The 12,809-nt window shown below is 55.1% G+C and carries 13 protein-coding genes; 3 read left to right on the top strand and 10 right to left on the bottom strand.

Features of this window, described 5'->3' with window-relative positions:
- Positions 1-5: 5 nt before the first annotated feature.
- The 10 genes from KNP02_RS08010 to KNP02_RS07965 all read right to left on the bottom strand — a co-directional run bounded on the left by KNP02_RS08010 (position 6) and on the right by KNP02_RS07965 (position 9,971).
- Entirely contained in the window at positions 6-593 is a 588-nt protein-coding gene (locus KNP02_RS08010) for a Maf family protein (protein WP_251129177.1), read from the bottom strand.
- A 139-nt stretch (positions 594-732) separates the two neighbouring features.
- Positions 733-1,440 carry a hypothetical protein gene (locus KNP02_RS08005; protein WP_214708129.1) on the bottom strand — a complete coding sequence of 236 codons (708 nt, stop codon included), beginning with the start codon at positions 1,438-1,440 and terminating at the stop codon, positions 733-735.
- On the bottom strand, positions 1,437-3,074 hold the full coding sequence (pilM, locus tag KNP02_RS08000; RefSeq protein ID WP_214708127.1) for a pilus assembly protein PilM: 1,638 nt from the start codon (positions 3,072-3,074) through the stop codon (positions 1,437-1,439). The genes KNP02_RS08005 and pilM overlap by 4 nt, the downstream gene beginning before the upstream one ends.
- Before the next feature lie 12 nt (positions 3,075-3,086).
- Positions 3,087-3,839 (bottom strand): prepilin peptidase, encoded by a 753-nt coding sequence (locus tag KNP02_RS07995; protein ID WP_214708125.1) that lies wholly within the window; start codon positions 3,837-3,839, stop codon positions 3,087-3,089.
- Between the two features lie 91 nt (positions 3,840-3,930).
- Positions 3,931-4,404 carry a prepilin-type N-terminal cleavage/methylation domain-containing protein gene (locus KNP02_RS07990; RefSeq protein WP_214708123.1) on the bottom strand — a complete coding sequence of 158 codons (474 nt, stop codon included), beginning with the start codon at positions 4,402-4,404 and terminating at the stop codon, positions 3,931-3,933.
- 141 nt (positions 4,405-4,545) lie between these two features.
- Positions 4,546-5,763 carry a type II secretion system F family protein gene (locus tag KNP02_RS07985; protein ID WP_214708121.1) on the bottom strand — a complete coding sequence of 406 codons (1,218 nt, stop codon included), beginning with the start codon at positions 5,761-5,763 and terminating at the stop codon, positions 4,546-4,548.
- Between the two features lie 4 nt (positions 5,764-5,767).
- Positions 5,768-6,802, bottom strand: a complete 1,035-nt coding sequence (locus tag KNP02_RS07980; RefSeq protein WP_214708119.1) for a type IV pilus twitching motility protein PilT — start codon at positions 6,800-6,802, stop codon at positions 5,768-5,770.
- A gap of 4 nt (positions 6,803-6,806) precedes the next feature.
- A complete protein-coding gene (locus KNP02_RS07975) occupies positions 6,807-8,465 on the bottom strand; it encodes a GspE/PulE family protein (protein WP_214708117.1) in 1,659 nt (552 codons plus the stop codon).
- A 1-nt stretch (position 8,466) separates the two neighbouring features.
- A complete protein-coding gene (locus KNP02_RS07970) occupies positions 8,467-8,748 on the bottom strand; it encodes a hypothetical protein (protein WP_214708115.1) in 282 nt (93 codons plus the stop codon).
- Complete coding sequence (locus KNP02_RS07965) at positions 8,745-9,971, bottom strand: G5 domain-containing protein (protein ID WP_214708114.1); 1,227 nt, start codon at positions 9,969-9,971, stop codon at positions 8,745-8,747. Before KNP02_RS07965 ends, KNP02_RS07970 begins: the two co-directional genes overlap by 4 nt.
- 163 nt (positions 9,972-10,134) lie before the next feature.
- On the opposite strand from KNP02_RS07965, the gene KNP02_RS07960 reads away from it, so the two are divergent.
- The 3 genes from KNP02_RS07960 to KNP02_RS07950 are packed head-to-tail and all read left to right on the top strand — an operon-like array spanning position 10,135 to position 12,771.
- The gene (locus KNP02_RS07960) at positions 10,135-10,584 is read left to right on the top strand and encodes a prepilin-type N-terminal cleavage/methylation domain-containing protein (protein ID WP_214708112.1); all 450 of its coding nucleotides are present in this window, start codon (positions 10,135-10,137) and stop codon (positions 10,582-10,584) included.
- The gene (locus tag KNP02_RS07955; protein ID WP_214708110.1) at positions 10,532-11,095 is read left to right on the top strand and encodes a PilW family protein; all 564 of its coding nucleotides are present in this window, start codon (positions 10,532-10,534) and stop codon (positions 11,093-11,095) included. The genes KNP02_RS07960 and KNP02_RS07955 overlap by 53 nt, the downstream gene beginning before the upstream one ends.
- Positions 11,096-11,109: 14 nt before the next feature.
- Positions 11,110-12,771: a hypothetical protein gene (locus KNP02_RS07950; protein ID WP_214708108.1), complete on the top strand. Its 1,662-nt coding sequence runs from the start codon at positions 11,110-11,112 to the stop codon at positions 12,769-12,771.
- Positions 12,772-12,809 lie beyond the last annotated feature (38 nt).

The raw sequence follows: 12,809 nt of genomic DNA, 5'->3' as shown, positions 1-12,809 counted from the left end.
TTCAATCACAGAAAGCGCGGCGCTACCCCGTGTCGTTCGAGCGTCTCGACGAGCGGACGAATCGGAAGACCGACGACGTTATAAAAGTCCCCTTCGAGCCGTTTGACGAACAGACCGCCCGACCCTTGGATGCCGTAAGCGCCTGCCTTGTCATACGGATCCGTCGAATCGAGGTAGCCGTCGAGCCACGCGTCCGGGATATCGATGAACGTGACGTGCGTCGTCGTGACGAACAAGTCTTGCCGCTCGGGCCCGATGATGCTGACGCCGGTGAGCACTTCATGGGTCGCCCCCGATAAGCGCTGTAGCATGTCTCGCGCGTCGTCCCGGTCTTTCGGCTTCTCTAAGATCGTCCCGTCTAAGACGACGACCGTATCCGAGCCGATGACGATGGCGTCACGGTTGTCGCGGGCGACGTCCATCGCTTTCTCGCGAGCGAGGCGTCCGACATACTCGTCCGGATGTTCCCGACCGTTCGTCCCTTCGATGACATTAGAGGGGATGACCTCATGACTGATCCCGGCCTGGCTCAACAGCTCGGTCCTCCGTGGCGACATCGAGGCGAGGATGACACGTTTCTGTGTTGGTTTCATTGTAACGACTCCTTCCATATGTGCGTAACGGGCTTCTTTTCCGTATCACACTTCACTGTCGATTGTAGGCAAACAGGCAGGCGTTTACAATCCATGACGCCTCAAAAAAACGCCCCTTCTTTTTGAAGGGACGTTTGCATCATGGCGTCGTATAGTCGTACACCGGGATGTCTTTCGGGGTGAACGTCTGCGCCGGTACGTAACGATCGTCTGTGAGTTGATCGAGGTCCGGACGATAGAACGCATCGAGTTCGACCGTGAAGTCGAGCGGCTCGGCCGTCTCGGTCGGGTTTGGGCCCGTCTCCGTCGGTCCGGTGAACTGGACCGTGCGCAAGATGTGAATCCGGTTCATCGATTCGACCGACTCGAGGAACAAGACGAGCGACTCGTACGTGTCCGCTTGGAGCGATACCGTCGAGCGGATTGACGAGGCGTTGACCGGCGTGATCTCAACCGGTTCGGCCGGTTCAGCCGTCGCGCTCACGTCGTTCGGTTCCGGCTCGTCGATGTCTTCCGGCACTTCCGATTCGGCGATGACACCGTCGGCGAAAGCGATGCTCGTAACGCGGACGTCAGACAGTTGGCTCGCCTGCGATAACGTCTCGACGACCGTGTCGAGTGCTGCCTCGGTCGGGACACGCGTCTGGAGGCGCTGCGAGTCGGCGACGTCGACGACTTCCCCTTCTTGGCGCAACAGTTCGAGCTTCGTCTGTTCGAGCGACAGTTCCCGCTCGAGCGACTTGACGTTGCCTTGATGGATGAAGTATTGGTAGCCGAAATAAGATGGTACGGCGATGGCCGCGAACAAACAGATTGTAAAGATCAAATAAATCGTCGAGCGCTTCATTCGCTCACCACCTCCTCATCGGTCGTCTCTTCCGTCTCGCCGTCCGGTGTCTCACCGTCTGGGGTATCCCCTTCCGGCGTCTCCGGTTCGGCATCGATGAACGTGAAAGTGAACTCGCCGATGTAGCGTGGAAGCGGGTCGTTCGTCGAATCGAGCACGCTCGGGCTGAGCGGCTCATCGGTGTCCGTCTCTTCCTGCTCGGTCTCCGCTTTCGTCTCGGTCGTCACGCCTAGCAATTTGACGTTCTCAAACCTTGGGTCGTTCAAGAGCGATCGTAGGAACGCATTCAAATCGGCGAGCGTCTCGAACTGAGTACGCACGCTCATGAGCGAACCGTCGGCGTAGTTATACGTCAATACGTAGCCCGTCGGCGGCAATTGCTCGGTCAACGCCCGGAGCGCCGGCACGGCCCATCGTTCTTCGGCCGTGAGTGCCGTCACCGTCTGGTCGAGCGACAGGACTTGCTGACCTTTCGAGTTCACTTGCTCGGTCTGATAGATGCGGACGAGCTGCAACTGTTCCTCGACTTGGGCCTCGTTCCGCTTCAACTCGTTCACTTCATAAAACAAGTAACCGGTCGCGCCGCCGCCAATCAACAGTGCGAGCAGGCTCGCGATGATCGGCCAGCGGAGCGTCACATCGGTCGAGTTGATGAAGTTGGCGTCGTGCTCTTTGTCGAGCGTCGCCATCCCGAGGAGCGGCAACATCTGATGCGACAACGGCGTCGCGTGAGACAGTGGAAGCGGGTCGCCGATCCGTTTGACCGGCACCATCGCCTCACTTTCGATCGTCTGGACGAGATCGTCAAGGTTCGGGACCGTCCCTGAGACGAGCAACTCGTCGATCGGGCGTCCGTCCGTCCGGAGCGAGTAGCGATAGAAGTCGAGGAAACGGGCCAGCTCGTTCAGCCACTCGTCTGTCTGCGTCGCGAGCGTCTCTTTGGAGCCGCTATATGTATACGTGACAAGCCCGTCCGTCGTCTCGGCGCGGTACGGGAGGTCGGTCTCGATGGCGCGGATGAAGCGGACCTGGCCTTCTTCAAGGACGAGCAACTGGTGCGCGAACGGCGTCACGTGCCAGAGGAGCGTCGACTTGAGCGGGTCGAGCGTCTCGAGTCGGGTCACCCCGTTGGCGATGGCGACCGGACGCGGTACAATCTTCTTCAATTGGAATCCACGTTTTTTCATGTAGGCGCGGATGGCTTTCGTCAAATCGACCGAGACGGCGTGAAGCATGACCTCGGTCTTCGTCTCCGTCTCGCCCAGCACCTCATAGTCGAAGGCGACGTCGTCGAACGGCAAGATGATCGAGCTGCCAATTTCCATGAACAGATAACCCCGAATCTCATCTTTCGGGATTGTCGATGGGATCTCGACTTTACGGGACAACACCTCGGTCTCGGCCATATCGACGGCACAGACCATCCCTTTTCGGACTTTCAGTTTGCGGCACAGTTCGTCGAAGGCGAGACCGAATGCGTTCTCGTCTTCAATTCGCCCCCCCACGTAGGCGCCTTTCGCCAATTGGACGGACGCGCTGCGTTTGAACACGCCTTGTTTGATCACGGCCCCGTGGATGCTGAGCGCATCGAACGAGAAATACGCGACCGTTCCTTTCTCTATAGACCGGCTCATGCTGGTTTCCCCCTACATCAAATCAAAATACCAATCAAAGAAGCGTTCGCTGAACCAAAACGTCAGCATCGTGCCGAGTGCGATTGACGGCACGAACGGAATCGGCTGTTTACGATCCATCCGTTTCAAACCGATCAGTGTCAGTCCGACGATTGCTCCAATCAAGCTCGATAAAAATAAGGCGACGAGGACGTCGCGTGGCCCGAGGACGAGCCCGATTACTGTAAATAGTTTGACATCGCCTGCCCCAAGTCCCCCCTTGGAGACGAAAAAAACGGTGGCGAGGACAGAAAAGCCGAGCGCCGCTCCGGCAATCGGGCTCCACCAGGCCACACCCGCGCCATAGGCGAGCAATAGGAGGACCGGTGCCGTGAACAATAAGATGACGTTCGGTACGAGCATCGTCGACAAATCCGACATCGCCAAGGCAAGGAGCGTCGATAAGAAGACGAAGGCGAGAAGCGTCGTGAGGCTAAAGCCATACAGCCAGAAGCTATAAGCGTAACCGACCGCTCCAAGCAGTTCAAAGAGCGGGTACGTCGGCGCGATCCGCCCGCCACAGCCGCGGCATTTCCCGCGTAAGAACACGTAACCGAAGACCGGAATCAGTTCCCAAGCGGATAGGACATGTCCGCATGACGGACAGTGCGAGCGCGGCGTGACGATGGACTGTTTGCGTGGCACGCGGAGCCCGACGACGTTCGTGAATGATGTGATGATGGCCCCGAGGACGAGGCTGTAAATGAGTCCAATGAGTTCAACCAATCAAGGTCACTTCCTTACTTGTAAGTATATGCCAAAAACAGAAAACCGGCTAGGCTGAGCGAGTGCCCAGCGCCAGCCGGAAATAATTATTTTATTTTACGTTATCTTTCTTCAATTGAGCTTCAGATAAAGCAGTAACTTCTCCAACCTTCAACTCTTTACCGCCCTTAAGTGCGACAGTATAAGTATATTTGCCAGCTGATTCTGTAATTACTACTTCTGCTTTGCTGTAGTTTGTACCAAATGGATCTTTCAAGTTATCTAAGTACTTCGTTCCATCGATTTCAGTATCTGCAATTGGACCAACAAAGTCCATAGTTTTTGACTCTGCAGTTCCCAAAGGACTTGATGCAGTGTAAAGTTTGGCTGAACTGATCATTTGTCGTGCATCAGATACCATCGCATCCTTCTTCGAGTTCTCGATAATTCCACCAATCGCGACAACGGCGATGGCTGCGATAATCCCCAAGATGACGACGACGACGAGCAACTCGACGAGTGTGAGTCCGCGCTCATCTTTCAATTGTTTGGCATCTTGCCAAATCATTTTCATTTTCTCTAACATGATTCATTCTCCCCTTTTGTGTGTTGTGCTGTGATGTAAGCTAGATTCATTACCTTTGACCTAATACTAGTAGAACAATTTTACTATACATTCAAAATTTAGGATTGAAAAGATACAAATCTGCAAATAAATAAAAACTTTCTACTGATTTTGGATATCGCCATAAATTTGGAACATCGGGACGACAATCGCGATGACGATGACGCCGACGATGCTCGCCAAGACGACAATCAACAGCGGCTCGATAATCGATTTCAGGCGGTCCGTCGTCGTCTCGACCTCGGTCTCATAAAACTCTGCGACCTCGTTCAACATCGAGTCCAAATCCCCGCTCTCCTCGCCTACCGCAATCATTTGCGTCATGAGCGGCGGGAAGCTATCGTTTCGTTCGAGCGGTTTATGGAGCGGGATCCCTTGCGCCATCATCTTACGTGCTTGAGCAAGACCTTTGCGGATGACCCGGTTCGAGACAATCTTCTCGGTGATCTCGATCGCCGACAAAATCGGGACCGCCGCTTGCAGCAAGACGGCCAAACTTCGGGTCAATAACGCGATTTGCGACTTTAGGACGATCGGCCCAAAAATCGGCATCTTCAACAGCAGTCCATCAATCACATACCGTTCCTTGTCGCGCTTCAACATCCACGTAAAGACGAGCAGTGCGAGAAGTGCCCCGCCGAAGATGAGCCACCAAAAGGCGGCGACGAAGTCTGACACGGCGACGACGATGCGTGTGATGAGCGGCAGTTCTCCGCCGAGCTGTCCGAAGATGCTCGCGAACGTCGGGACGACGTTCACCATGAGGAACGCGACGACGCCGATGGCGACGATCGACACGACGAGCGGATACGTCAACGCCGAGATAACTTTCCGTTTGACGTCATATTGTTTTTGGAGCTGGAGCCCGATTTGGTCGAGCGCCTCCTCCAAGTTCCCGCTCGCCTCACCCGCGAGCGCCATCGAGCTGAAGAAGTTCGAGAACACGCGCGGATGTTTCTTGATCGCCTCCGAGAACGCGATCCCTTCGCGCAAATCGTCCTCGACTTGGCTGAGCGTCTTCTTTAACACTTTCGATTCGGTCTGGACGCGTAAGATGGACGTCGCCCGGACAATCGGCACACCGGCCCGGATGAGCGTCGCGAACTGGCGCACGTACATAATCAAATGTTCAATCTTGACCCGCTCAGGGAGCAGGTTGACTTCTTTATTCAACCCTGTCGACTCGAGTTCAGCGAGCTCAGTGACGAGAATCGATTCTTGGCGCAGCTTTTCTTTCGCTTCGCGGAGCGAGACGGCGGTGACCCGCCCTTTCTTACGCTTCCCGTTCAGCAGTTTACCTTCGTATTGGAAGATGGCCATTCAGTCACCTCTCTTCATTTGGTACGGCGTTCGGGTTGATGACGCCTTGACGGACGAGCTGTTCGATCGCCATGTCCATCGTCTGCATCCCGTTCTGCCGGTTCGTCTGGATGACGGTCGGGAGTTGGAACTCTTTCTCGTTCCGAATCAAGTTGGCGACGGCCGGATTGCCAATCATGATCTCCATCGCGGCGACACGACCTTTCGGCACATCGACGCGCGGGAAGAGACGCTGACTGACGACACCGAGCAGCACGTTGGCGAGCTGGGTCCGGATTTGGTCCTGTTGCTCGGCCGGGAACGCGTCGATGATTCGACTGACGGTCGACATCGCACTCGACGTATGGAGCGTCGCCATGACGAGGTGGCCCGTCTCAGCGGCCGTCATCGCCGTCGAGATCGTCTCGAGGTCGCGCATCTCACCGAGCAAGATGACGTCCGGGTCTTGACGGAGCGCGGCCCGAAGACCGTCGACGAACTTCATGACGTCGGAGCCAATCTCACGCTGGTCGACGATGCTCTGGTCGTGCGAGTGCAAATACTCGATCGGGTCCTCGAGCGTGATGATACGTTTGCGCTGCGTGCGGTTGATCTCGTGAATCATCGCGGCGAGTGTCGTCGACTTCCCCGACCCGGTCGGACCCGTAACAAGGATGAGCCCGTATGGCTTCTCAATCAACCGCTTTAACACTTGCGGCAAATCGAGCTCGTTCATCGTCGGGATTTCCCCGGAAATGGATCGGAACGCGATGGCGACCGTGCCCCGTTGGTAATAGGCGTTGACACGGAACCGCGATACGCGCGGCACCCCGAACGAGAAGTCGAGATCGCGCTGCATCTCGAGCCGGCCCCGCATCTCTTCGGTCATAATCTCTTTCAAATAGCTCTCGATATGGAGCGGCAACACTTTCTCGTCACCCATCGTGATGAGACTGCCGTCGACCCGGATGATCGGCGGCGAGCCGGCGGTCAAATGGATGTCCGAGGCGCGTTGTTCGACCGCTTTCGTTAAAATCACTTCAATCGACTGATGGATCATAGGCTCACTCCGTTATCACTGTTCTCAATATTTCCTCGGTATTCGTCAGTCCGAGCGCGACTTTCTCAAGCCCATCGGCGAGGAGGAAGCGGACGCCTTGTTCTTTCGCATAGGCGACCATCTCGGCCTCCGTCGCTTGGTTCATGATGAGACGGCGCAACCCTTCATCGATTGGCACGACCTCATGGATGGCGAGCCGTCCACGATACCCTGTGAAGTTACATGAGGCACAACCGTTGCCGCGCATGATCCGGTCGACCGGGACGCCTTCAGCGGCAAACAGTTCCTGTTCCCGTTTCGACACCGGCTGTTCGTGCCCGCAGTCCCGACAGACGCGACGGACGAGCCGCTGGGCGACAAGCCCGGACGTCGAGGCGGCGACAAGGAACGGTTCGACCCCCATGTCAATCAAGCGGGTGATCGAGCTGATGGCCGAGTTCGTATGTAGTGTCGATAACACCAAGTGACCGGTCAATGATGCCCGGATGGCAATCTCGGCCGTCTCGGTGTCCCGAATCTCCCCGACCATGACGATGTTCGGGTCTTGTCGCAAAATCGAACGCAGACCCGACGCGAACGTCAAGCCGACTTTCGAATTGACCTGGACTTGGTTGATGCCGTCGAGTTGATACTCGACCGGGTCCTCGACCGTGATGATGTTTTTCGATTCATCGTTCAGTTCGCGCAGCGACGCATAGAGCGTCGACGATTTCCCTGACCCGGTCGGCCCGGTGATGAGGATAATCCCGTTCGGCCGTTTCAGCATGTCGCGATACACTGCCTCGTTCTTGTCGCCGAAGTCGAGTTTCGTTAAATCGGTCAACCCTTCCGACGAGTCGAGCACCCGGATGACGATTTTCTCGCCATACATCGTCGGGAGCGTCGAGACGCGGAAGTCGTACGGGCGGCCCCGGAGCGTATATTTGATACGTCCGTCTTGTGGCAAGCGGCTCTCCGTGATATCTAGGTTACTCATGACCTTGAGGCGCGTCAGCATGACGCTTTGAATCTTCTTCGGATAGATGGCTTCGGTTCGTAAATCACCGTCGACCCGAAGACGGACATGCAGCTGCTTCTCGTGCGGATCGAAGTGGATATCTGAGGCGCGCTGATCGATGGCGCTCAAGAAGAGCTGATTGACGAGTCGGATGACCGGTGCGTCATCACGTGATGCGGTCTCTTCCCGGTCAAGTTCAGGCGCTTCTTCTTTTAAAATCTCGATGAGTGACGCGTCCATCTCGTAAAAGCGGCTAATCGTCTTACGAATCTGTTCGCGCGTGGCGATCCCGACCTCGATGTTCATCCCCGTCTGCAGACGCACGTCATCGATGGCGATCAAATCGAGCGGGTCCGCTGTCGCGATGAACAGCGTATTGCCTTGTAACGAAATCGGCATGATGTCATGTTTTTGGGCGATGACTTTCGGGACAAGTTTCGTCACGGTGACATTGATGTCTTCTGAATATAATGAAATGACCGGCACGTTCAACTGCTCGTGCAACACTTGAATCAGTTGCGTCTCGGTCAAATAGTTCAATCGCATGAGCGCGTCCCCGAGCTTTTCCCCGGTCCGCTTTTGAGTAAGTGCTTCGTCTAGCTGTGCTTGCGTGATCATCCCCGCCTCGACGAGCATCTCGCCGAGCCGTTTCTTCATTCGTCTCAACTTACTTCACCATCCTCTGTGGTACCTCATGTGCGACGTCTCGCTGTTCGATGAACGCACTGAGTGCCGCACCGCCGGCCAAACCGAGGGCGAGGAGGACCCACGCCCACCACGTCCGCTCGAGCCCTTCGACATACAGGCTATACACGCCGAGCGAGAGCACGGCGACGAGTAACGAGATGACTCCTTTCGTCTCCCGCTTCCGAACGTATGGAATCGATAAGGCGAACACGGTCAATGTGGCAAGTACCCAAAAGGCGATCAAAATCAAATAACCGATCATCCGACTGCCCCCTCACTCGGCACCGGGTCCTGGTCATACACCGGTGGCTGTTCTTCAAACTCATTCAATCCGTCATCCTCTACATCGTCATCGAACGGGTCATCTTCCAGTGATTCGTCCGGGAAAGTTGGAATCACCGGTTCGACAGGTTCAGGAGGCGGGAGCGGGACGGAACTTTTCGTCACGATCTCCGGGATCGGCTCGTAAAAATCAAACCCGAGCAGTTCGAGCGACTCGCCCGTATCCGTGATGCGGACACGGTACAGCTTGCCCGACTCCCCGGTCTGTCCAGACTGGGTCACAGACGAACTGCCGGCCGTGAGTGACGGCGAGAAACGGACGATGTTTTGATATGGGACGCTCGTCACGTCTTCGACGCGCGACTCGTACGCTCCAACGAATACCTTACCGAGCAATTGGACCGTCATCGCGTTCCCTTCTTCGATCACGATGAGCGCGTACGGTGTCTGTTCCGTGTTCTGTACGGCGAAGTTCGAGCGCTCGTCGACTTTGACATCATAGCCGAGCTCGATGCCGGTCGGGAGCGTCTCATGTTGGACCCGTTCTAGGATTTGGAACGGTGTTGCCGCGAACAATTGATACATCGAGGAACCGAGCGTGCTGAGCGCCTCAAAATCTTCCCCGAACGCTTTCAAGCTGAAGATGTCCCCGGCTTCCATCTCGAAGCCATTCATCCGTTCGAGTGCCGAGCGCATCGCTGGCGTCGGACTGACCGTGATCGAAGCGACGACTTCACTCTCCGTCGCCGTCATCTCGAGGACGACGTCTGAGTTCAAATTCGAGGCGGATTCGACGAGCGGCGGTGTCACCATCGAGAGCGTCACCGGTTGGTTCTCTAAGTACGGTGTCAATCGCTCTTCGTCGACCGTCGTGACGAGCGGATATGTACCCGATTCAGTGACCGCCTTGAGTGTCGCGTCGACGTTGAACGAGACGACATCTTTGCCGACCTCGATCGCCGTCCCATCGACGAGCGTCACCGTGAACGGCATGTTGTTGAAGTCTTTGATGGCGTTATCGATTCGGACGATCGCTTCTTCTTTCGTCATCCCCGACACGTCGATGCCGGCCACGGTCGTCTCTTTATATGTAGCAGTCGTCTTCGCCGAGGCATCGAGATAGTTCACGAGCCCGATCGTCGGCAACGACACGAGCAGGACTAGCCCCGCCAGGATGAACAGGTGCATCCCATATCGCTTCATTCCATTTCCCCCTCTATTTCAAGTCAAATGAGACTTTTGAATTACTATCCGTTCCCACTGTAACTTTAGTATAATATGCATTGTACAGAAAATAACAATTATTTCAGGTTAAAAGTCTCTTTTTTCCTATCATTAAATGAATTTTGAAAAGGAGGTCAATGCGGTGGGCCGTTCCGAACAAGGTTTCACGCTCGTCGAAGTGCTCGTCTCGATTGTCGTCGTCTCGATCCTGGCATTATCGCTCATGAATATCTTCTCCCAAAGCTTGCGAATCACCTCCTCGGATCTTGACCGGACCGTGGCAAACCAAGTCGCCCAAAATACGCTCAACACGTTGAAGCGTCGGGCGGCCGAAACGCGAGACCCGATCGACATCTCGATCCTCCAGAAGACGCCAGCCAACGTCTGCGATTTGTGTGACGTCACCATCAACGGGCGCGCCTTTGATGTGACCATCCTCTCTCCCGGCAACGAACCGCCCGCTGACCTCGTCAACGTCGAGATTACCGTCGCCTCGGAGACGTTGCTCAAACCCATCACGTTGAAAGGAGTGGTGACGAATGCGACGCTTCAAGATAAATTCCCTGAGACGGACGTTCCAGAGCTTCCGTGACCGTGAGGACGGCGTAACGCTCGTCGAATTGTTGCTCGCACTCGTCATCTCTACCATCTTCGCCGGCATCGTGATCACCGTCTTCTTGTCTGGCTCGCTCGGTTTCCGTCTGACGAACGATACGAGCTCGCTTCGAAGCGAGGCCGACTATTTGATCACGAGTGTCCTCCAAGACATCAACCGGACCGAGTTCGACGCCTTGACCGTCAACGGGGATACATATTCGTTCCACCGCCTCCATACCCCGCGCATCTCGACGGAAGGTATCCTGTATCGTCAAGGCGATTATATGGAGGACGCCGTTCTCGAGCTCGACCCGTCGAGCTTTGTGACGAACAATCCTGACGTCATCGTCCAGTCCGTCGACATCGACCTCCGCGACGAAGTAACCGATCCAAGGCGCGGACGTGAGGCATACATCACTTCTGGATTGATTGAAATTCAAGTAACACTCGCCTCTCGTGAAGATACGACGCTCGTCAAAACGTTCACGAGCACCATCCCGTTATGAAAAGAGGGAGTCAAATGAAACAAGATGAACGAGGTTACGTCCTCATCCTCGTCCTCGTGACGATGGCGGCACTCGCCGTCCTCTCGCTCGCAGCGATTCAAGTCAACTTGGCCACGAACAAGCAGACGAATCTCCGTGTCGACGAGACGCAGCTCGATACCGACGTCAAAGGCGTGCTCGATGTGCTCGTCGCCGATCTCCGAGCGACGTTCCCGCTCCACGATGCGAATGTTGTCCAACCATATATGGAGAACGAGCAATTGTTCCAGGCGAAAGTTGAGACTGTACTTAAACAAGATACGTTGTATGCAGGGACGCGCCAATCGGGTGATAACGATATCCGCTACTCAATTACCCGCTCGACAGCGGACCAGGCGAACGCCCCGTTCACGACGGTGCTCACGTTGACCGCGACCGGGACGACGAAAGCGAAACCGGAACAGCCGATGCAGACAAGCTCGTATAGCCAAGAAGTATATGTGACGGCGCTGCCGTCATTCCTCTATTACGTCCTCGGGTCGGACGACACGTTGACGGTCAACGGTCCACCGAAGATTGAAGGGAACTTGTTTGCGGGGACAAGGCTCTCACTCGAACGCGACGCGAAGTACCAACTGAAAAACCAAGTCAACACGCTGAACAATAGCGCTTCGAGCCGGTTTTATCTCGATGGCCGCATCGATCTTGGAGACGGGGCGACGTGCGACGGCTGTGGAACGCCGAACTATTTCACGAACTCGACTACTCCAGGTGTGAACCATGAACCTGAGATTGGTCCGGTTGAGAGTACGTTTTCTCGCTTTAACTTGAACTACTCGGTCATCCAGTTCGCGAACCGACACCGTGCCACTGCCGGTAAATTGCCTTATACCAATTCACCGAAGCAAACGCTGTTTCAATCAACGTTAATCCCGACATCGACGATTTCACCCTTTCTCAAGCAAACTTACGTCGTCGATGGAGAGACAACGCCACGTGAACGACCGACCGAGTTTATCGATTCCAGCCAGCTCAATTCGATCCAAACGTTACAACTCGTCAATCTTCCAGTAGGTGTGACAGGTCCGATGGTCATCACCAAGTCGATTACGAACAGCACCGTCCCGCTTCTCTTAAACGGAGATGTCACCATCGACGCATTAGACACCATCACCATTAGCCGCCCACTAATCATTAATGGGGATTTGACGATTCGTGGGAAAGTCGCGTTCAATACGACCGTTTATACATTAGGAGACGCGTTCATTGATCGCGCGGATTTATTGCCGGTCGCTTCTGGTGCGAATGACAGTTCACTCGTCCTGCTCGCCGAAGGAAAAATTTTATTGAATCGAATCAATGAATTCCAGGACAGTTCTTCGACGCTCCAAGCATTTATGTACAGCGCTTCGACTGAACCGACTCGACTCTATTCTGTCGGCTCCATTGTCAACATGAAAGGCGGTCTGTATAGTAAAGGGCCGCTCGAAGTAAACACATTCCGCGGTTCGTTTAAATCATTACCGCAACAGGCGAATAAACAAGCTTATTTCGCTCCTGGGAATGTGATTGCCTCTCCAGACGTCGACGATTCACGTCTCGTCATGGAATATAATGAAGGTGTATTCCGCCAAATCGACACGCTCCCGGTCACAAACCAGCTCCAACTGTTCGTCGGTCAACAATTGAAGAAATGAAAAAGAGGCTGCTCTCACGAGTAGCCTCTTTTCTATGA

Origin of the sequence: Exiguobacterium sp. s40, from assembly GCF_018617905.1 — a bacterium.
GTDB lineage: Bacteria > Bacillota > Bacilli > Exiguobacteriales > Exiguobacteriaceae > Exiguobacterium > Exiguobacterium mexicanum_A.
The sequence above is the reverse complement of the archived record's forward strand: the minus strand, read 5'-3'. Positions and strand labels throughout refer to the sequence as shown.